This is a genomic window from Candidatus Pseudomonas adelgestsugas (genome assembly GCF_004124255.1).
In the GTDB taxonomy this organism is placed as follows: domain Bacteria; phylum Pseudomonadota; class Gammaproteobacteria; order Pseudomonadales; family Pseudomonadaceae; genus Aquipseudomonas; species Aquipseudomonas adelgestsugas.
In genome coordinates this window covers 696,776-719,026 of sequence record NZ_CP026512.1, presented here as the reverse complement: position 1 = coordinate 719,026, position 22,251 = coordinate 696,776, and the positions used below count along the sequence as shown (strand labels likewise).

The following is a 22,251-nucleotide window of genomic DNA, read 5'->3' as shown; positions in this document are numbered from 1 at the left end:
ATCAAATTGACTATTAAGCGTGTGCGGCACGATATATAAATTAGAATAAAATTGAATTAATATATAAATTGTAGTTGGCTTTACCATCCAGTTATAGAGATTTATATGACCATAGTTAGCGAAAAATCCATATCTCTAGACCATATGACAGAGAAAAGTTTCTGATCATTATGCCGTGAATACGGATAATATTATCGATATGTTTGCTATCGCCATGTATCTGCATGTATTTTATGGTATAGATAACACTTTAGGCTTACTGCTTAGCGAGTAATCACATGAAGTTATTAGATTTAGCGCTGATAATATAGTTGATCATTGGAAACTTATTCAGTTTATTAGTATAGCATCTGCTAAAAATGCTTAAACATAAATTGGAGCCAGAAATAAAAAACTTATCATTTCATCATCTGACAATCTTGTCAGATGATGTTGACAACCTAATACGGTCTACTATCTTTATAAGTATTATGAACTAACCGACTTGCCTATTATGAGAAAATATCCAGAGACTAAACTCTCTGATACTTAAGAGCAGATGCGCTAGCTACAGCGTACTTAATTATTACTCACTGCTTCTTCAACAAAATAGCCACTGCACTCAACTCGGCTACTATCTTTTAGTATTTTCGTGGCGACCAGCAAGCTATCATGGCAATACTTCTAAGTTATGTGACCACCGATAACGAACTTAATCAATATCAACTATTAACTTTACTAAACATGCTAGTATTAGCTCTTCTATGTCTATATTTAATTACATCAATAGCGACAACCGGTTGGCAACATAAGCGGTAACCATGTGAGATACATGTCGTAAGATATATAAGCCCTATTGACAATATCCAGCCTTTGTTTGAACTGATTACTAGTAAAATATGCATAAACTATAGCGTCTTCAAGCTACTTATCTTAGCTTAGTGTCAGTGGTGGTTAGTAGATCTTGCTATGATGCTGTTTGCTTTGGGTGCTTACCTGGTAAATCCTGATGAGTTTGTGTACGCCTAAAGCGTTCACACTCACACCATATTGACCCATACTAAGCAATTGTCAGCTAGAATGCAGAAGATATGGTAGTCAAATAGCTGACTTTTACTTGTAATCAGTCTGTTTCAGATGACCATTTCTATCGTAATACCATGGATTCTTGGCCTCACCGGCGGCATCGGTAGCGGTAAAAGCGCGGCAGCACAGCACTTTCTTAGCCTAGGTATTGATCATGTCGACGCTGACCATGCCGCACGCTGGGTAGTTAAGCCAGGCCAACCAGCATTGACGAGCATTGCCGCTTATTTTGGTGATGACGTATTACTACCGGACGGCCAGCTGAATCGCGCTGCCTTGCGCACACTAATCTTTGGAGCACCAGAAAAGCGCCGCTGGCTAGAAGCACTGCTACACCCATTAATTAGCGAAGAAATTCGCAGTCACCTAGCACGCGCTCAATCACCCTACGTAATACTTGTATCGCCACTACTAATCGAGTTAGGCCAGTATAAAATGACTCAGAGAATTCTAGTGATCGACGCGCCACAATCGCTGCAAATTCAACGTACCATGCAGCGTGACGGCGCTAGCGAACAGCAGGTACATGAAATCTTACAAGCTCAGTCCAGCCGCAAAGATCGCCTGAATCATGCCGATGACGTACTCGTAAATGACCAAGACCTCTCCTGGTTACATGGTGAGGTCGAGCGACTACACTACTTCTACCTTACTTTACGTAGAGACTAATAATGAACCAACTTTTAACTATTAACTGCCCAACCTGCGGCATATTCGTAAAATGGACGACGACTAACCATAACCAGCCATTCTGCTCAGACCGTTGCAAACTAATAGATCTTGGCGCATGGGCATCAGAAAAATATAAAATTCAAGTAAAATCGGATATTAAAGACGAAATATTTCCCGAAGACCTGCCGCTACGCAACTGAGGCCAGCATAAAGACATGCTGGAGCTTAGTCTATCGAATTTCTCTGCAAAGTATTACAATGCTGTCTATATATAGCGCATAAAATAAGGCGCTATATATAGTCTGATTAGAAATGCTGCATTGTTTGTTTCTTAGCAATTCTTGCCGTGCCTACCAATATACACATAGTCAGTACTTCCACCTTGTTTATTTAAACTTTATATAATATTGACCTATCAAGCTAATATGGAATTAAACGTCTCCAGTATATTTTGATATAGCGACATAGCATTTAAACTACTGCAGTCCTAAGCTATAAAAAACAAAGCAACGTTAAGAGAATATCGGAAAAACTCTAAAATATAAGATATAAATAAAAAGATTTTCTCGATTGTAATTTCTAGACTAGTAAGACGCATAACTCAGTGACTAGTACCTAGCAACACAGTTAGTAGCTTTGCCATTCACCTCATCGCAAGCTAAGCTCTGACGCCAGAATAGCACAAATCAAAACAGTGAGGCTAAACCATCGATAGTCGCCAATAATAAATCAGATATTCTATGCTGATAAATGCTGATATAAAATATATCAGCATTTATTACGACGGCAACTACTCTCACTACTACATAACGAAAAGGATAAACAGTAGTGTTGTTGCGCAATTAATGCGCCATTATCCAGTTACAATTACAACCTTTTATATATAGATGCTAAATAACTAAGAAAAAATTCGTATGTCTCAATTAAGAATTATACGGTAACGGTATACCTGCATTACTATTAATGTAAATATCTTAGCGGGTATCTATACTGAACGCCGCTAATAGTATTTCAACAAAGTCATCAAGCGTATAAACTCTGATCGAACTAATTGAATAAAGTCTAGGCGCTATACGCTCACTAACCGCAACAGTCTTAGCTAATACTAGCACAAGGCCTAACAAAAGCATCCTTAAAACTTTACTACAGACTATTTTGATTTAGATAAGGAATCACGTGAATAATCTATAGCAACTTTTTCAAGCAAAATTTCTTATACTCATCATTTAGATGATAAAATCGTTAGTATGGATGACTAAAATCACCTACACCTACTTACCTTGCTGGCATAAGAAGCTAACATGCCACTATCCAATATCACGCAAAATAAAAATATAAGCGTTATATCTATCAAACACCTAATACAAGATTTCAACTGGCTATACCAGTCTAGAGTATGTTATCTAGACTGGTAAAAACTAACTGACGTGCTGTTTCACAACACTAGTTTTCGTATTATTTTTTTATCGTACTTAATAAAAAGTAGCACCTAGACGATATATAAGTGCGATAAATTTCTACTACATCTCACACTAATGCTAAACAAAAGCATATAAACACAAAGAACATGGTATAGAACCTTGATGAACTATATCTAATTACCTTTACTAACCTCAAAAAACTTATCATGCAAGTACAGGCTATAATTAATGTAGTACTCGTAGTAGGTAGTTTGACTTAGTCGGCTCCACTACTTTTTCGGTTACCTGGCACTATACATTGCCTAATATTTGCACAGGTAAATTCTTCAATGTTGGCATCTTGACGAAATATCCCATAAACTATCATATAATTAATAATCGTGAACGTTGGTTACTCCGCCTGAATAATACTTTTAGCTATCGTAGCATTGATAGCATCATGCTATAATACACTCTCGGCATCTATACATAAAATCTATGCTACACGAAGTGACTGTTAGTTTTCTAAACTTATCGCTATATAAACGACAACAGAACTACTTTGAGTTCTAGTTAATCTACATTGGCTCAGCTAGTCATGCACAGAAGAAGATTTAACTGGCTACCACTATTTGATAAAAAGAATTCTGAGCTTCAGCATATATGCATAACTATGACAGCCTATTGCTTGTGGTCTATAGAATCCCAAAATTATGGGAGAACTGTCGCAGTCGTAGCACCGCCTACTTATCTATACCTATAAATAGGCTAAGCACTTCTACCAACATTTACTCAACTAATATTTATTCATATATACAGGGTAAACTTATATGGAATAAAAAATCATTGTCACCATTATTATCACTGATCTGGCGATACTAAGCTAAATCCCACGCTGCATAGCGTGGCTTATTAGCTATCAGCTTGTAGCCTATAATATAGAAAGAGCAAACCAGAAAGCATGTATATTATTCACCTATACAATCAATTTCTGATCATTGGTGCTGATAAAGAGGCCTTAAGCTTATTAACAGACATATGCGTATAACCCTGGAGAAGCTCTGTCATGGCTGTACTGGCTAACTCAGTAGTTAAAAACTACACGTTAATATTTTTTTATCACGAATAGCCGCTAGACTATTCTTTTGCTAATATGAAGATGTAGAGTGTAAATATTTTTTAAGGATGGCATTTATAGGCTAGAAATTAACCACATAGCTGTACATTATATATTAATATATAGCTATGCATCTTAGCGGCTTATCGACAAACATGATTACTGGTTAAGTCGCTGAAACTACGCTCTATAGCAGATAGACGTGTGCTCTATTAAAGCACATTTACTCAGGTTTACCTGTATCGCTATTACGCTTCTCTACTTCTACTACAAGTAAATAGACTAAAACCTTAACTTGCCGGCATAGTGTGATTCAACAGCTAACAAGTACATATTACTAACTGTGCTCTAAATGCCACCTGTATTACGGATATCGCACTGGATAACTTCTTCCGTACGGCGACGCCGATGATAATATTTAAAGCAGCAAGACTTAACGGATACTTAAATTTTACTAAAAACACGATTACAGATAAAACTTGGCCGCTGATATAGCAGCGAGATTTCTTGCCCAAGTAAATAATTTTTTACATTAGGTGTACTGGCTAATAGCTTGCTTGTCACTGACAAATAAGCTACTAATATTATTTAGGTTAAATTTAGATTTGACTTTTATAAGTAATTTTTGCATCTTTCGATATGAGAATTTATGATGTGATCGGGGTAAGGGGATTCGAACTCCTGACATCCTGCTCCCAAAGCAGGCGCGCTACCTAACTGCGCTATACCCCGGCTTTAAAATTGGCTCCGTGACCAGGGCTCGAACCTGGGACCAAATGATTAACAGTCATTTGCTCTACCGACTGAGCTATCACGGAACTATACATGTAATATTGCGCAAGTTTTTTGTTTTTTTGTGTTGATACACTTATTGTTTCCTAAAGACGCTATTATATAATATAAATAATTTTTGTCAACTATTTAAATTTTTTAAGACAAGAGTGTATGTTTTTACTTTCTTCTTAGAAAAAAACTTATGAGCTAAACGTACATTCTGGCGATGCTTAACAAGCCTTTTATTTAGAACATAACACCATATTAAATAGTACTATTATGATGCAGAGACTTTCTTTTATATTCATGCAGAACCTAGGCTTGGTGGAAGACGATTTCATCGTTGCTCATAGTCGCGATGACGCTGGTCCCAGACATAAATCTACCAGATAGAATCAGCTGCGCTAGTGGACTCTCAATCCAGCGTTGAATTGCACGTTTTAACGGCCGTGCACCATACACCTGGTCATAGCCGACAGCGATAAGCTTATCTAATACTGCGCCAGTTAACTCTAGGTTAAGCTCACGCTCAGCCAGTCGACTACGTAGACGACCTAACTGAATCTCAGTAATACCTGCAATCTGATCCCGCGCTAGAGGTTCGAAAATTACCAGTTCGTCGATCCGATTAATAAATTCTGGACGGAAGTGCGAGGTTAGCGCATCTATCACTGCAGTACGCATGGCTGCACGGTTGCTCACTAGTTCCTGAACCTGAATCTGCGCTGAACCGAGATTGGAAGTCATCACAATTACCGTATTGCGGAAGCTCACTGTACGTCCATGGCTATCCGTCAAACGGCCATCTTCAAGCACCTGCAACAAGATGTTAAATACGTCATGGTGGGCCTTTTCTACTTCATCGAGAAGAATTACCGAGTAAGGTTTACGCCGCACAGCTTCGGTCAAATAACCACCCTCCTCATAACCCACATAACCTGGTGGGGCACCGATTAGGCGAGCTACCGAGTGTTTCTCCATAAATTCAGACATATCAATCCGCACCATGGCCTCCTCAGTGTCGAAGAGGAAATCGGCTAAAGCTTTACACAGCTCAGTTTTACCGACACCAGTCGGGCCAAGAAACATAAATGAGCCACTTGGTCGATTAGGGTCAGACAAACCGGCACGAGAACGGCGTACCGCATTGGATACCGCAACCACTGCATCTTTCTGGCCGATAACGCGCTGGTGCAGCAGACTCTCCATATTAAGAAGTTTATCACGCTCACCTTCAAGCATTTTCGATATCGGAATACCGGTCCACTTCGAGACTACTTCAGCAATTTCTTCTTCAGTTACTTTACTGCGCAACAACTGGTTCTCAGGCTTGCCATGTTGATCAACTATATGTAAATTACGCTCAAGATCAGGAATCACACCATATTGCAATTCAGCCATACGGTTCAGATCGCCTTTACGGCGTGCCGCTTCTAGCTCCTGACGAGAACGCTCAATCTGTTGCTGGAGTTGCGCAGAACCATGTACATCAGCTTTTTCTGATATCCAGATTGCTTCTAAATTCGAATATTCACCTTCCAAGCGCACAATTTCTTCCTGAAGTTTTCCTAGACGTTTCTTCGCGGCGGCATCTTCTTCTTTTTTTAGCGCCTGAGATTCAACTTTTAATTGAATCAGACGCCGATCAAGTCGATCAAGCACTTCTGGTTTGGAATCAATTTCCACACGAATACGGCTAGCTGCTTCATCAACCAAATCAATAGCCTTGTCTGGCAACTGACGATCAGTAATATAGCGCCGGCTCAACCTAGCTGCTGCAATGATTGCGCCGTCAGTAATAGAAACTTTATGGTGTACTTCATAACGTTCTTTGAGGCCGCGCAATATCGCGATAGCGTCTTCTTCGCTTGGCTCTTCTACCAGTACTTTTTGGAAACGACGCTCAAGGGCCGCATCTTTTTCAATGTATTGGCGATACTCGTTGAGCGTAGTGGCACCGATGCAATGCAACTCTCCACGCGCTAAGGCTGGCTTCAGCATATTGCCGGCGTCCATAGAGCTGTCACTTTTACCAGTGCCGACCATGGTGTGCAGTTCGTCAATAAATAGAATGATTTGACCTTCTTGCTTCGATAGCTCGTTAAGAAGTGTTTTCAGACGCTCTTCGAACTCACCACGAAACTTAGCACCAGCAATCATAGAGCCAATATCTAGAGATAGCAGACGCTTACCCTGAAGGCCATCCGGCACCTCGCTATTAATAATCCGCTGGGCCAGACCTTCGACAATTGCAGTTTTACCAACCCCAGGCTCACCGATCAACACTGGGTTATTCTTGGTACGACGCTGCAATACCTGAATAGTACGACGAATTTCATCATCACGACCAATCACCGGGTCAAGTCTACCATCTTCAGCACGCCTGGTAAGATCGACGGTATATTTATCTAAAGCTTGGCGTAATTCTTCATGATTGGAGTCATTTACTACCTCACCACCACGCAGGTTGTTGATAGCATTCTCTAAGGCTTGTTTACTTACGCCATGGCCTAGTAACAATTTACCAAGCTTGCTATTGCCATCCATAGCGGCTAGCAGTACCAACTCACTAGAAATAAACTGATCACCTTTTTGCTGGGCAAGTCTATCCGTTTGATTAAACAGGCGCGCCAAGTCCTGTGATAGATTTACATCACCTGTAGGATTTTGGATTGTTGGTAGCTGATTGAGCTCTTTGCTTAACTCCTTGCGAAAACCATTGATGTCAAAGCCTACCTGCATTAGCAATGGTTTAATAGAACCACCTTGTTGATCAAGGAGTGTTTGCATCAAGTGCACAGGCTCAATGGCCGGATGGTCAAGGCCTACTGCTAAAGATTGAGCATCCGATAGAGCAAGCTGTAATTTGTTAGTTAAACGATCAATACGCATTGATAGCATTCCCTTAATGTAAGCAAGTCAGAGTTATAAATACAAAATTTTATATAAAACACTTAATTAGATATCCGTATAAATAAGGATAAATGCTGGCAAGTTCAAGTAGTTCATCGTTACAGTAAAAACTGTATTAATTATCAATAGAACCTAATAGTAAAAAGATAAACAACATAATCTAGACAAATTAACCGGTGTAAAAGCTTACCCGGTAAACAAGAAGTGCTGGTCTTGGGTTGAGACGCAAAAACCACCGCCATAGGTAACTATGATGCTACATTGTAGCCTGGTGCAAGCGAACCAATCTAAGGGTTTATTAGCATGTTACTTACACGAGTGATCACTTCGCCTAAATTCTTCAGCAGTGCTTAACAGATTAGCTGCGACCACGGTTATCATGCAGTAAACTTGGCGTAGTTAAACAGGATAAATATCAAAAAAACACAAGTAAAACCATCGATGATTTTTAAGAATAGCGCAAAGTCGCTCTTGACGTAATTGCTAAAATTTAGGCTTGTCGAAAAATGTTCGATTAACGCAGCCATAAATAACGAGGCAATGTAAGTTTTAACCTAAGATGGCACAGGATAGCTAAGGGCAAGTTAGTAACTCATCCGATACATGCCTTCGCAATCCTTCTTAAATAGAGACAACAACCAGACTAAATCATCTGACAGCGGCGATTCCCAGCTCATCCGCTTACCACTCGTAGGATGATCAAACTCCAGGAAGCGCGCATGTAGTGCCTGACGCTGGAAGGTTTTCAGCGACTCAACCATAGTCTGACTAGCTGCTGACGGAATACGGCAGCGACCACCATAGACCTGGTCTCCGACTAACGGAAAATTAATATGTGCCATATGTACACGAATCTGATGTGTACGACCAGTTTCTAGCTTAACCAGTACATGAGTGTGGGCGCGGAAACGCTCTAGCACACGATAGTGGCTGATAGCTGGCTTACCACTTTCTATTACCACCATACGCTTACGCTTCTTGCCGTGGCGGCCTATCGGAGCATTAATTTTGCCACCAGCCACCACTACGCCGATCACAATGCATTCGTATATCCGACTGACACTACGAGCCTGCAATTGCATGATTAACTGCATCTGGGCCTGGATGGTCTTGGCTACAACAATTAAACCAGTGGTATCTTTATCTAGGCGATGCACTATACCGCATCGCCGTACATTGATGATATCCGGTACATGGTGCAAAAGGGCATTAAGTAAGGTGCCATCAGCATGCTGAATCGTTGGGTGAACTACAAGGCCTGCTGGTTTATTTATAACAAGGATGTCATCATCTTCATAAACTATGTCTAGCTTAATGTTCTGGGCAACCCATGTTTCCTTGGCTTTATGCTTAGCGTTCAGCTCAAGAATCGCACCGCCATGAACTATATCTCGTGCCCGGATAACTACACCACTAACAGTCAGGCAACCATTTTTGATCCAGACAGACAGGCTCGAGCGTGAGTATTCAGAGAATAATTGTGCAGCGACTTGATCAAGGCGTTGGCCGCTTAATTTTCGCGGTACCTCTGCACGAAGTTCAATTGTATCTGACATGCTCAGACCAGGTGTAACGCAGTCTTTGGTTTCAGCTACGCACTTGTGGTTAAATACGGTATCTCGTTCCCGAAGCTTTCAACGGAACGTTTATCATAACAAGACTGCCCTGTTCAGAACAGGTGGTTATCATTCAGGACGTAAGCTGCTATGCAATTAAAACATATTTTGCTTGTCGCTAGTCTTACCATGACTTCTGCTTGCTCGTCAACAAAAACAGTTGTTGATGAAAGCCTGAGGGAAATTGAGTTATATCAAGTAGTCCAAAAAGACTTAAATAATAATAACTACATTAGTGCTATAGCTACGCTTAAGACTATGGAATCGCGCTATCCGTTCGGGCGCTACGCCACCCAAGCACAGCTTGACTTAATCTACGCAAACTACAAAAACGCTGAGCCTGAAGCAGCTAAATCTGCTGCTGATCGTTTTATCCATCTACACCAACAGCACCCAAACGTGGATTATGCGTACTATATGAAGGGCTTGGCCTCGTTCAATCAGGATATAGGCCTGCTAGCGCGCTTTTTACCGCTAGATATGACTAAACGTGACCCAGGTGCTGCCCGTAACTCCTACAACGAGTTCGCACAACTAACTAGTCGCTACCCCAATAGTATTTACGCGTCGGACGCTAAGAAGCACATGATCTACCTACGTAACCTGCTTGCTTCCTACGAAATCCACGTGGCACACTACTATTTGACCCGTCAGGCCTACATAGCTGCCGCTAACCGTGGCCGCTATGTAATAGAAAAATTCCAGGAAACTCCATCTGTAGGTGATGGCCTAGCAGTAATGATTGAGGCATACCAGTACCTGCATTTAAATGCTCTAGCGACAACTAGCCTAAAAACTTTGCAGCTCAACTACCCAGACCACCCAAGCTTACAAAACAATAAGTTCACATCAGAAATTACGAAGGCAACCAACCGTTCTTGGCTAAATCAACATAGCCTAAGCCCAATTGAATCTATTCCACCGCTGCCGCCAAGTCATACTGAAGGATACTTGATGGAGCAGCTTTAAAATACTATGAACGCTATTAATTTAACTATTAAGCAACATGATACATGCGGTTATCTATTCAAAGAACAGGCGCCATACTGGATTTTGGTCACTATTAGAATCATTCGTAGTTTAGATATATAGTTTATGGCGCCTTCAGCTAAACACATCACTCTGACGCAGAAAGATAGCTATATAGAATTGTTTTATTCATTAGCGGCAGGTATCAAAAGTTATTATGTTTAGCACTTACCATACATCTAGCTAAGCTTGCATATTCTTGAGGAGCTGCCCGTAATGGTTAGCCTACTGTTTTGGATTGCTGTTATTACTGCTGCGGTATCATTCTGGCGTAAATTTATACACCAGGCAGCCAAACAACAAAACCCTAATAAATTTAATACAGTATTAATGGTGCGCTGTGCTAACTGTGGTCTGCACCTTCCGCAGGACTGTGCACTCAATTCAAGACAAGAGTGGTATTGTAACCAGGCGCACCTAGAGCAAGGACCAAAGTCTATCCAGCATTAGCTAGACTAGCTGGCTCCTGCGCGCGTATAGTTCATGTTCAATGAACACCTGAACAGCAATTCCGCAAACAATTAGCGATATGCTGATGCTCGTACTAACTTATCGTGATAATGCTTATAATTAAGTTAAAAATTTTTAGAATTGAGTCGCTCACCAATGGTCATAAACACCATTATTATGGTAGACCGTAAAGCAAACCTAACCATTGACCTAGACCTGGTTTGAGAGAAAACATTAGACATATTTTTATATACAAAATTATCTAGTTTTTTTGACTGATTTTAATAGCAGTGATATAAACACGGCTTTGACTAGTATTTGGCTAATTTCGGCTCACACCTTTGCTGCATTTAACTAAATATATGTTTCGTACATTAATCAATATATATAACATATAGTACGACTAATACTAACCACCAAGCAAAGATACTACAATATTATGTGCAATAAATACATCTACTTTACATAATAGACTGCTCTTACAAGCAGCTGACGTTATAGTACATGACTCTGGATCAGCCAATGATAGTGACAAATATCTATTGAGTTAACTTAACTAATATGAGCTAATGTGGTGACTGTCTAGCATTAACACTACGGATACAGTGGTATAAAGAATATCCGTGTAACGGAAGACCTTAAAAATTAGACTATGCAAAAATAAGTTTCATAAACATATAATAAGTATGGTACAGACTATAACTTGACGTGGTTATCATTCCATCGATGATCTACTTAAACTCAAGGTTTGCCATGCTGATAAAAGTAACTATAATGATTATAACCTGTGACGTTAAAAGTTTAAACTGAACTGCAGAGAAAATTCTGCAGCATATCTTTCGGTGACTTAGCTTATTGATTGGCTAAAATTGAGTATGACCGGTAAAATTAAGAAAAGCGCATTACGCTATATATTTCTCCAATGTACTTGTCTTAAGAGACACTCCAAGTGCATCGCGCGTATTGATATACGCGATAAGTACTAATTAAACTAATACATCACATACGTCATTCGTGATGATATAGTAAACGACAGACACAACCATCAAGATCAAATACTTTGAAAGTCAATGTAGTGCTGATTTTATAGTAATCATTACTTATACCCACGCCACTATATCAATAAAACCTAGCTTAGGTAAGTGTAAAAATTTAGGTACTGAACATGCTCATTTAGCAACAAGATGATTTTTACTCGATAGGCTTGTACGTGGTGTACGTGTAACTGGGATACGTGATTTCACGCTGTAACTTTGATAATAGTGACAGCTATATAATACTTCAATAAGAATAAAATTCTTAATAACTTCCACATTGATACGTTCTTTATTGAAATTACTACCATAAAAACAGACAAAATCTTAGGCTTTACTCTCACTTCGTACTCATATTAATCACCTTGATCAAGGTGTTCGCCTTAGTTGCTAAAACTTCAACCGCTATCACGCAATAAACGACCCATTCTTCCAAAGACCAAATGATATTAAGTAAATCATTTAAGGTGATCCATGTGACTATTAATATATAATGTATATTGCATCAATATTACCCACCAGATAACTCCACCGGCATCGTACATATTTTGATCTGACACATAGGTAGAAGGCGTCCGCTTATGTGTCAGATCACAGATCCGCACAACCTCAGGCTACTTTTTTATGCATCAACATAATGAGTTTCAATATTATATTATTAATACTAATATTGTACTTGGAAATTGTCCCTTGTATTGATACTGGACTAATTAATAATTTTTACTAATATAAACATGAGGCTAATCAGTAAAACTATAATAATCTGCAGTAAGAAACTCTTGAATTACTGAACATATTAAAATATCCAAACTAATTACGCAGCGTTAATACGATATCTTAAACCTAATATTTTAAGCTCCAGGCGAGCATGCATAGAAGTATGATACAAATCAGCAATTGATTGGCTGGACTAATATGATAATGCGCTTATTGAGTTAAATCTAGTTTGAGTTACTACGTTAAAACTAATATCAAACATTGGTGTATTACCCACTGACAATATGGTATATCAGTACCACAAGCATAAGGCGCTCCATTCATTATAACTACCTGAAAGATGCAGATGAGCTAGCTGCAGCGCAGCACACTGGTTTACTAAAGACCTAAGTTTTTTTATGCACGCCGTAACTAGCGTACGCAATAATGCAATAATCATTCTGTTCGCTAACAAATAAATATAGCTAGAAATAACAAGTCATCAATATACATTGAGTAGGCATGAACAGTCAGCGTTTGACTATTGCAGATAATTAGATAGTTAAGAGCCAGGTTTGTTTTTATATATTAAATGCACCGACAGTGCTGCACATATGCACAATATAAATCAGGCACAAAGTTTTTATTAATTTGGTCGTGCTAGTTGCACCATAGTAGGACCACCAACGCTCTCTATGATATTCAAAGCCGCTAACAAACTAATAGTTCCTTGGGTATCGAGAACGTGATGGTCTCTTTACGACCAGCTAATTCATCGATATAGGTAGCGCCCCATAATTGCAGTTGTTGGATTGCAACTTGCAACAGCACTTCAGGAGCTGAAGCCCCTGCAGTAATGCCAATACGTTCAGCACCCTCAAGCCAGCAGTATTGCATATCTTCAGTACTATCAATCAGGTAAGCTGGCGTTGTCTTGCGTTCAGCTAGTTCACGCAAGCGATTTGAGTTGGAGCTGTTCTGACTCCCAAATACTAAGACTACGTCGCATTCATCAGCCAGTTTCCTCACCGCGTCTTGACGATTTTGAGTAGCATAACAGATATTATCCTTGCTGGGGCCACGAATTGCCTGGAATCTATTGCGCAGAGCGCCAACTACGCGACTAGTGTCGTCTATCGATAACGTAGTTTGCGTCACAAAGGCTAAACGATCAGGATTTTTTACCTGTAATTTAGCGACGTCTTCTTCTTCTTCTACTAAATAAATGGCGCCGCCATTGCTAGCGTCATATTGACCTATAGTTCCTTTTACCTCAGGATGACCAGCATGACCGATCAAAATACATTCACGGCTGTCGCGGCTGTAACGTTTCACTGCGGTGTGTACTTTAGTTACTAGCGGACAAGTAGCATCAAATACTGTTAAACCACGGCTGACAGCTTGAGTACGCACCGCCCTGGAAACACCATGAGCGCTGAAGATAACAATAAAATTGTTCGGTACCTGGTCTAGTTCCTCAACAAAAATTGCCCCACGTGTATGCAGATCTTCGACCACAAATTTATTGTGAACAACTTCATGGTGCACATAAATCGGTGGTCCAAAGACTGTCAAGGCACGATTGACGATTTCAATCGCTCTATCTACACCGGCACAAAAACCACGTGGGTTGGCTAGTTTGATTTGCATGCTACACTTCGTATTTTGCTCGGCAAAAATTGGATTTTTTGTGGTAAGCTGGCTTCTGCGATATTATTATAGTATAACAGAAGCCAACTTACCACTATAGCAACAAAAAAACCCATAGATTCACTTATTTAGTAAATTAGAGCGCCTTAGCATCAACAATTTTAACCTCAAACAACAAAGCCGCACTAACCAAAAGATAATTAAGGTTTATGGTCACTGACACATTATTGAAAGTGCTATAAACCATATTACTATTCTCTGAACGCACCATTTGGATAATAAACGTTAGGTTTATGATTTAAATGGTGCATCTGCTTAGCTAATACTTAACGAGTCATTGACAACCTCTCTAGTTTTCTTGCGTTTACGAATATCTAACAACAATATGATTGCACCTACAGTAATAGTGATGTCAGCAAAATTGAACGCCGGGAAATAATAACGATTATGCCAATGCAATAGAATAAAGTCGATTACATAACCTATAGTAATGCGGTCATATAGATTGCCCTGCGCACCACCTAGCACTAATGCTAGTGCAATCGCGAGCCAAGTATCATGACGACCTAATCTTTTAAGCCAGACTACAAGTACAGCACTCACTATCATAGTGATGACTACAAAAAACCAACGCTGCCAGCCATCGCTATCGGCGAGAAGGCTGAATGCAGCTCCGGTATTATATGTTAAGGTCCAACTTAAGTAATCAGGAACAACCACGATCCGTTGGTACATATGTAAAGTATTGTTGACACTAGTTTTGCTGAAGTGATCAATGACTAATACTAGTACACTTAGTACGAGCCAGCCTAAGCATCCAAAACGGCTAGAAGCATTAGACATAATATCGAACTTCACCAGCGCCATAGATATTATCTATACAACGACTACAAATTTCTGGATGCTCAGAGTTTGCACCAACATCTTCGCGGCAGTGCCAACAACGGGCACACTTTGAAAAAAGTGACTTAACTACTTTCAGCTTAAGTCCTTTTATGTCAGTAGTAACTGCATCAACTGGCGCCTGAACAAAGCGCGCTAAGCTGGCGGTCGAGGTTATCAGCACAAAGCGCAGTTCGTCACTTAGTTTCATTAGGTCAGTGGTTAGATTTTTCTCAGCAAACAGAGTAACTTCGGCTTGTAGGGTACTACCTACGGTCTTAGCTGCACGCTGAACTTCTAGCTCCTTGTTTACTGCTACCTTCACAGCCATCACGCCGTCCCAGTATTTACGACTTAGTTCAAAGTCAGCAGGCAACTCAGTCAGGCCTTCATACCAAGTATTGAGCATTACGGACTCATTACGCTCGCCAGGTAGATACTCCCACAACTCATCAGAGGTAAATGCCAGAATGGGCGCAATCCAGCGAACTAGCGCCTCACTCATATGATACAGTGCAGTCTGCGCTGAACGTCGAGCCTTACTATTAGCGCCGGTAGTATATTGACGGTCCTTGATAATATCAAGGTAAAAACTACCAAGTTCCTGTACACAAAAGTTGTAAATTTTCAAGTATACGTTCCAAAAACGGTATTTAGCATAGTGTTCCTGCAATTCGCGCTGCAGTAATAGAGTACGATCCACGATCCAACGGTCAATGGCTAGCATATTTTCAGCCGGCAGGATGTCAGTAGACGGTTTAAAACCAGTCAGATTGGATAACAAGAAGCGTGCGGTATTACGGATACGGCGGTAAGCATCGGCGCTACGTGCAAGAATCTGATCTGACAAAGTAATTTCACTAGAATAATCGGTCGAGGCGACCCACAAACGCATAATATCAGCACCAAAAGTATTATTGATCTGTTTTGGTTCAATCACGTTTTGTAACGACTTAGACATTTTACGACCCATCTCATCGACGACAAAACCATGGGTTAGCAGTTCACGGTATGGGGCATGATTATCTATAGCGCAGCCAGTCAACAAAGACGAATGAAACCATCCACGGTGTTGATCCGAGCCTTCCAAGTATAAGTCAGCATGCGGGCCAGTTTCACAAACTATCGGGTGCGAACCACGCAATACATGCCAATGAGTGGTGCCTGAATCAAACCATACATCGAGGGTGTCACTAATTTTGTCATATAGCGGTGCTTCATCGCCCAGCAGTTCAGAAGAGTCTAACTTAGACCAGGCTTCAATACCTTCCCGTTCAACGCATAAAGCCACTGCTTCCATTAGCTCAACCGTACGCGGATGCAGCTTACCACTTTCCTTATTAAGGAAGAATGGAATCGGTACGCCCCAAATGCGCTGACGGGAGATGCACCAATCAGGACGGTTAACAACCATCGAGTGCAGGCGAGCTTGACTACTGGCTGGGGTAAATTTAGTATTTTTAATGGCTTTTAGCGAACGTATACGCAGGGTGTCACCGGTGGTCATCTCTTGATCTATACCGATAAACCACTGCGAGGTTACACGATAGATTAATGGAGTCTTGTGGCGCCAGCAGTGCATATAACTATGCTGGATAGTGTCAGTGTGCAGCAATGCACTAGCTTGCGATAATTTGTCAATGATCTGCGCGTTAGCTTTGAAGATAAACTGGCCGCCAAAAAACTCCAACGATGACGTATATACGCCATCGCTCTGCACAGGATTCAGGATATCATCGTTAGCTATGCCGTAGGTTTTACAAGTCACAAAATCGTCTACACCATAAGCTGGCGCAGAGTGAACTACACCGGTGCCAAAACCCAATTCCAAAAATTCAGCCAAGTATATTGGCGACAGACGGTCATATAATGGGTGACGAAAGTTGATTAATTCTAATGCAGCACCAATAGTGGTTGCGATCACTAAACCTTGCAATTCATAACGAACTAGGCAAGACTCTACCATGTATTCAGCTAGCACCAGCAATCGATCACCAACATCTACCATGGCGTAGGTAAATTCCGGGTGTACGCTAAGCGCTTGATTAGCGGGAATAGTCCATGGGGTCGTGGTCCAGATTACAATAGCGGCCGGCTTAGCCAGGCAAGCCAGACCAAAGGCCTCAGCCAGTTTAGCACCATCGACGACCGAGAAGGCCACGTCGATGGTAGGTGATTTCTTGTCTTTGTACTCAACTTCCGCTTCAGCTAAAGCCGAAGCGCAATCGAAGCACCAGTTTACTGGCTTTAAGCCCTTATATACAAAACCACCTTTGACGATTTCGGCTAAAGCACGAATTTCACTAGCCTCATTCTTAAAATTCATAGTTTTGTACGGGTTGTCCCACTCGCCTAATACACCAAGGCGGATAAATTCAGACTTTTGCTCTTCTATCTGCTCAGTAATATAAGCACGACACAGTTCGCTGGTTTTATCCGCACCTAAGTTCTTGCCATATGTAACTTCAATTTTATGCTCAATCGGTAAGCCATGGCAATCCCACCCGGGGATATAAGGTGCATCAAAACCTGAAAGGGTTTTTGAACGCAGGATAATGTCTTTAAGAATTTTATTTAACGCATGACCAATATGAATTGTGCCATTAGCATAAGGAGGGCCGTCGTGCAGGATAAATTTTGGACGATCCTTACCAATTTCACGCAACTTTCGGTATAAGCCAATACTGTCCCAGTACCGCAAAATCTGAGGTTCACGCTGTGGCAGGCTAGCCTTCATTGGAAAAGTAGTATCCGGAAGGTTTAACGTAGTTTTATAGTTAGTCATTTAAAGCTCTAAAGTTGATAATGGGCACTAGATGCAGCTTAGTATACGAGCGGTAGCGACATCCGCATTTATCATTATTTTTAATGCCTCAAGAGAGGCAAAACACTGCTCTTCACGCAGTTTATGGTGAAAAACTACTGTTAAATGTCGATCATACAGATCACCGACAAAATCCAAAAGATGGACCTCTAGATGGGCTGCGCCATCACTGATAACTGTTGGCCTGACACCTATATTGGCAACTCCCGGCCACGATTGGCCATCAATATCGACGCTGACTAGGTAAACCCCAGCCAGAGGCACACGACGACGCTTGAGTTGTACGTTAGCGGTTGGCGCGCCAAGTTGGCGCGCCAACTTCTGGCCGCGTAGCACCCTTCCAGCAATGCTGAACTGACGACCAAGCAAACGCTTAGCCATAGCAAAATCGGCAGCACCTAGGGCGTTACGCACCTGAGTGCTGCTAATGCGTACACCATCCAGTTTCACTGTTTGCGCAGCTTCAACGGTAAAACCTTGACTCATACCAGCATTCTGTAGGAAATTAAAGTCCCCATCGCGGTCATACCCGAAACGAAAGTCATCGCCGACCTCTAGATGCTTTACGCCTAAACCATGCACTAAAATACGATCGATAAATTCGACTGCACTGAAGCTTTGCAAAAGCTGGTTGAAGGCCAGGCAAAGCACGTGACTTACTCCTTCTTCGGTCAGCAGCTGCTGCTTGTCCCGCAAGCAGGCTAAACGCGCTGGTGCCATTGAAGGAATAAAAAATTCCTGTGGCTGTGGCTCAAAAATCACAACACAGCTAGGCACGCCTAACTCTACAGCACGTTTACGGAGTCGGCCCAGAAGGGCCTGGTGACCACGGTGAACACCATCAAAGTTACCAATAGTAGCTACACAGCCACGATGCTCAGGACGCAGGTTATGGAGACCTCGAACCAGTTGCATAAAACGCTTCTTGCTCATAAAATGACTGAGTATAATTAGACTTAACCACTGACAAAAGGCAATAGTCTTAGCCTGGACCAATTAGCATAATTAACAAGACAATTATCTTGCTTCTTCATGACAAGACTGTTGGCCAAATGAATTACGATAGAAATCGCGTAAATAAAAGCCTTGCAACAATAGTACCCCAAAATACACCACTGCACCGGTTACGACTAAAGCGCCAAGGCGCATACAGCGCTCTAGCATATGACCTTTATCCCAAGCTGACATAAAGTGCATCAAACCGAACAAAACGACCGACATCACTCCTGCCGCCATAAGCAGTTTGAAAGCAAACATGCCCCAGCCAGGTCGTGGCTGATACATCTGCTTCTTACGCAGTTGATAAAATAACAACCCAGCATTAATACAAGCACTAGCGCTAATCGCCAGCGCTAGACCAGCGTGAGCGAACGGCCCTAAAAATACCAGATTAAGAAGTTGCGTGACGATTAGGGTAAAAATTGCAATTTTAACTGGCGTGCGGATATTTTGCTGAGCATAGAATCCAGTCGCCAATACCTTAATCACGATAATACCAGGCAAGCCAACAGAGTAAGCAACTAGCGCACGTTGAGTCATTGACGCATCAAAAGCGCTAAACTGGCCATATTGAAATAACGACACTGTAATCGGCTTGGCTAAGATAGCTAAAGCCAGAGAACATGGCAACACTAGCATAAAGCACAAACGTAAGCTCCAATCGAGAATGCGTGAATACTCTTGGTAGTCCTTGCTACCACAGGTGCGCGATAAGGTTGGCAGCAAAATTGTACTTAACGCTACACCTAGCACACCGGACGGTAATTCCATCAGACGATCAGCGTAATACATCCATGATACTGAGCCAGAGACTAATAGCGAAGCAAACGCAGTATTGATGATCAGTGAAATCTGGCTAACTGACACACCAAGGATCGCTGGCAACATACTACGCATTACGCGCCAAACACCGGTATCCTGGAAGTTTAGGCGCGGTAATGCTAGCATGCTGATTTTTTTTAAATGCGGCAACTGATAAAGTAACTGCACTAGACCGCCTGCCAATACAGCCCAGCCCATAGCCATAATTGGTGGATCAAAGTATGGCGTAAAAAACAGTGCGAAAATAATCATGCTGACGTTTAGTAGCGTCGGTACAAAAGCCGGTACCGAGAAACGGTTCCAGGTATTGAGAATTGCTCCTGCTAGGGAAGACAGCGAAATCAATAATATATAAGGAAAAATCAATCGCAGAAGGTCTTTGGTTAGTGCAGACTTTTCCGCAGTACTAGTAAAACCTGGAGCTGTAGCCCAGATTACCCATGGCGTAGTAAATATGCCGGCAATAGTCACTATCATCAACACTATGGTTAGCGCGCCGGAAACATAAGCAATAAAAGAACGTGTGGCCTCTTCACTATGCTGAGTTTTATATTCAACCAAGATTGGCACAAAAGCCTGTGAAAATGCGCCCTCAGCAAATATCCGCCGCAGTAGGTTAGATAACTTAAAGGCAATAAAAAACGCATCTGTAGCCATGCTGACGCCAAAAATGCGTGCTAGTAGGGTATCACGCAAGAATCCTAAAATCCGAGAAATCATCGTGATAGAACTAACAGCAAATAACGATTTAAACAGATTCATTGAATGGGTTTGCGCTTTACAAATAAAGAGAACACAATATAGAGTGTACATTTATAGATTATAGATACTGTACTTCTAAGAAAGCACAGAGCTAAAACTTACTGGTTTTCAAGTCAAGCGCTGGAAATAAATCATCATCCTATTTAAAAAACTATTCCAGAGTTAACCTCAGTTACCTTTGACAAGCAAGCAAGTTTTTGGTATATGTTTAAGTATATTTTGTTTTTTAAAAAGTATCTAAAGGATTTATACGGTGGCTAACACACCTTCCGCAAAAAAACGTACAAAACAAATTGAAAAACGTCGTAACCACAATGCCAGCCTGCGTTCTATGGTTCGTACCTATATAAAGAGTGTAGCTAAAGCTATCGATACCAAAAACGCTAAAACAGCTCAAGCAGCTTACATTATAGCTGTGCCAATTATCGATCGTATGGCGGATAAAGGCATTATACACAAGAACAAAGCTGCTCGCCATAAAAGCCGCTTGAATAGTCATATTAAGGCTTTGAGTGTTTTTGCTGTTACGCAACAACAATGAATGCTCACTCTAATGAGTTAGCATGACTTACAGTCAGCTGCTTTGAACTTACTTATCAACTAAAAACTTAATAACACTGACAAGCGTTCTAATGAGTCGGTGAAATGCGCCATATATAGCACAGCCTCAATAACCGCTGAGTGGCCCAGCCTAACATTAGTTCTATATATACTTAGAGGTTGGTAAGCCAAACAAACTGCTCGAAGAAATCATCTTCACCATCAGCCTGAATGAGATCAATAATCTGACCATCTTGGTTTGGGTACCAAGATGGTTCATGCATCATAGATTTCTGTAATGTCAGCCTTCTAGGCTGAGCAGCAAACGCTGTTGGTGGCATTAACTTCTTACAGTTAAGAAGAATCAAACTCAACAGTTTGAATTTAAAGAGACCACTATTGAAGATTTGCGAGCTGGCGGAAATTATCACCGAATGTTTTATTGGCTACCTTGATACACGCTGTGTATACCAATAATGTAGTATGTTACGTGAGATATGTTTATAGTAGCTCTGCTACTAATTAACTAAACAGGTGCTAAGGCTATCAAGAAACGTATTTTTTATACATATATCAGGTGTAAAGAGCAATTACCAACTGCGTTTAATAACCAAAACCTGTAGACGTGAAACCAGCAATAACGCTTAAGGCATAGAACTGCTAAAAAAACCCAGAAGATTATAGACTATAATCTAATCTGTCAGCATTATGTCAAATACATGCTGAAACCACACACTAGCAAGAACCTTCATGTACCGATAAGAGAAAGTAAACTACATGTTTATGTCATCAGTATTATGCGTGCTACCCCCAAGCAGGTTCTGTTATATAAACGTGCTATATCATGAGTCAACACTAAAGCGCGACTCATTGAGCCTAAATTGCACTGATAATAGCTAATTTAACCAACCACTTTACAATATCGCCAGACTGGTATGGATAGATCACATCAGATAATTTTATTATTCACCTGATCAGCAGTAAAGAAGTGCAGATAGTCCATGAA

12 protein-coding genes, 2 tRNA genes and 1 pseudogene are annotated in these 22,251 nt (G+C 41.0%); 5 read left to right on the top strand and 10 right to left on the bottom strand.

Going from position 1 to position 22,251, the window contains the following annotated elements:
- The first annotated feature begins 1,116 nt into the window (after positions 1-1,116).
- Positions 1,117-1,734: a dephospho-CoA kinase gene (gene coaE, locus C3B55_RS01930; RefSeq protein ID WP_129210992.1), complete on the top strand. Its 618-nt coding sequence runs from the start codon at positions 1,117-1,119 to the stop codon at positions 1,732-1,734.
- Positions 1,735-1,736: 2 nt separating this feature from the next.
- On the top strand, positions 1,737-1,937 hold the full coding sequence (gene yacG, locus C3B55_RS01925) for a DNA gyrase inhibitor YacG (RefSeq protein ID WP_129210990.1): 201 nt from the start codon (positions 1,737-1,739) through the stop codon (positions 1,935-1,937).
- 2,975 nt (positions 1,938-4,912) lie between these two features.
- On the opposite strand, the gene C3B55_RS01920 is transcribed toward yacG, so the two are convergent.
- The 4 genes from C3B55_RS01920 to rluD all read right to left on the bottom strand — a co-directional run bounded on the left by C3B55_RS01920 (position 4,913) and on the right by rluD (position 9,497).
- Positions 4,913-4,986 (bottom strand) — tRNA-Pro (locus tag C3B55_RS01920).
- A gap of 10 nt (positions 4,987-4,996) precedes the next feature.
- Positions 4,997-5,072 (bottom strand) — tRNA-Asn (locus tag C3B55_RS01915).
- Positions 5,073-5,343: 271 nt separating this feature from the next.
- Positions 5,344-7,920 (bottom strand): ATP-dependent chaperone ClpB, encoded by a 2,577-nt coding sequence (gene clpB / locus C3B55_RS01910; RefSeq protein WP_129210988.1) that lies wholly within the window; start codon positions 7,918-7,920, stop codon positions 5,344-5,346.
- 605 nt (positions 7,921-8,525) lie between these two features.
- The gene (rluD, locus tag C3B55_RS01905) at positions 8,526-9,497 is read right to left on the bottom strand and encodes a 23S rRNA pseudouridine(1911/1915/1917) synthase RluD (RefSeq protein WP_129210986.1); all 972 of its coding nucleotides are present in this window, start codon (positions 9,495-9,497) and stop codon (positions 8,526-8,528) included.
- Between the two features lie 150 nt (positions 9,498-9,647).
- On the opposite strand from rluD, the pseudogene C3B55_RS01900 reads away from it, so the two are divergent.
- Together C3B55_RS01900 and C3B55_RS01895 are read left to right on the top strand one after the other, a co-directional pair.
- A pseudogene (locus C3B55_RS01900) lies at positions 9,648-10,499 on the top strand (outer membrane protein assembly factor BamD); the annotation flags it as partial.
- 303 nt (positions 10,500-10,802) lie between these two features.
- A complete protein-coding gene (locus tag C3B55_RS01895) occupies positions 10,803-11,036 on the top strand; it encodes a PP0621 family protein (protein WP_129210982.1) in 234 nt (77 codons plus the stop codon).
- 2,441 nt (positions 11,037-13,477) lie between these two features.
- Here the strand turns inward: C3B55_RS01895 and ispH are convergent.
- From ispH to murJ, 5 genes are all read right to left on the bottom strand, one after another.
- Positions 13,478-14,416 carry a 4-hydroxy-3-methylbut-2-enyl diphosphate reductase gene (gene ispH / locus C3B55_RS01890; RefSeq protein ID WP_129210980.1) on the bottom strand — a complete coding sequence of 313 codons (939 nt, stop codon included), beginning with the start codon at positions 14,414-14,416 and terminating at the stop codon, positions 13,478-13,480.
- A gap of 315 nt (positions 14,417-14,731) precedes the next feature.
- Positions 14,732-15,259: a signal peptidase II gene (lspA, locus tag C3B55_RS01885; protein WP_129210978.1), complete on the bottom strand. Its 528-nt coding sequence runs from the start codon at positions 15,257-15,259 to the stop codon at positions 14,732-14,734.
- Entirely contained in the window at positions 15,252-18,083 is a 2,832-nt protein-coding gene (gene ileS / locus C3B55_RS01880; RefSeq protein WP_129210976.1) for an isoleucine--tRNA ligase, read from the bottom strand. The genes lspA and ileS overlap by 8 nt, the downstream gene beginning before the upstream one ends.
- 27 nt (positions 18,084-18,110) lie before the next feature.
- Entirely contained in the window at positions 18,111-19,037 is a 927-nt protein-coding gene (gene ribF, locus C3B55_RS01875) for a bifunctional riboflavin kinase/FAD synthetase (protein WP_457912688.1), read from the bottom strand.
- Between the two features lie 102 nt (positions 19,038-19,139).
- Entirely contained in the window at positions 19,140-20,705 is a 1,566-nt protein-coding gene (murJ, locus tag C3B55_RS01870) for a murein biosynthesis integral membrane protein MurJ (protein WP_129210972.1), read from the bottom strand.
- Between the two features lie 253 nt (positions 20,706-20,958).
- On the opposite strand from murJ, the gene rpsT reads away from it, so the two are divergent.
- Entirely contained in the window at positions 20,959-21,246 is a 288-nt protein-coding gene (rpsT, locus tag C3B55_RS01865) for a 30S ribosomal protein S20 (protein ID WP_129210970.1), read from the top strand.
- A gap of 172 nt (positions 21,247-21,418) precedes the next feature.
- Here rpsT and C3B55_RS04570 read toward each other — a convergent pair whose 3' ends face one another.
- Positions 21,419-21,586: a hypothetical protein gene (locus tag C3B55_RS04570; protein WP_157978051.1), complete on the bottom strand. Its 168-nt coding sequence runs from the start codon at positions 21,584-21,586 to the stop codon at positions 21,419-21,421.
- Positions 21,587-22,251 lie beyond the last annotated feature (665 nt).

Excerpts from the sequence above, each read along its gene's own strand:
- coaE (WP_129210992.1), top strand. The coding sequence starts at position 1,117 with ATGACCATTTCTATCGTAATACCATGGATTCTTGGCCTCACCGGCGGC.
- yacG (WP_129210990.1), top strand. The coding sequence starts at position 1,737 with ATGAACCAACTTTTAACTATTAACTGCCCAACCTGCGGCATATTCGTA.
- clpB (WP_129210988.1), bottom strand. The coding sequence starts at position 7,920 with ATGCGTATTGATCGTTTAACTAACAAATTACAGCTTGCTCTATCGGAT.
- rluD (WP_129210986.1), bottom strand. The coding sequence starts at position 9,497 with ATGTCAGATACAATTGAACTTCGTGCAGAGGTACCGCGAAAATTAAGC.
- C3B55_RS01895 (WP_129210982.1), top strand. The coding sequence starts at position 10,803 with ATGGTTAGCCTACTGTTTTGGATTGCTGTTATTACTGCTGCGGTATCA.
- ispH (WP_129210980.1), bottom strand. The coding sequence starts at position 14,416 with ATGCAAATCAAACTAGCCAACCCACGTGGTTTTTGTGCCGGTGTAGAT.
- lspA (WP_129210978.1), bottom strand. The coding sequence starts at position 15,259 with ATGTCTAATGCTTCTAGCCGTTTTGGATGCTTAGGCTGGCTCGTACTA.
- ileS (WP_129210976.1), bottom strand. The coding sequence starts at position 18,083 with ATGACTAACTATAAAACTACGTTAAACCTTCCGGATACTACTTTTCCA.
- ribF (WP_457912688.1), bottom strand. The coding sequence starts at position 19,037 with ATGCAACTGGTTCGAGGTCTCCATAACCTGCGTCCTGAGCATCGTGGC.
- murJ (WP_129210972.1), bottom strand. The coding sequence starts at position 20,705 with ATGAATCTGTTTAAATCGTTATTTGCTGTTAGTTCTATCACGATGATT.
- C3B55_RS04570 (WP_157978051.1), bottom strand. The coding sequence starts at position 21,586 with ATGCCACCAACAGCGTTTGCTGCTCAGCCTAGAAGGCTGACATTACAG.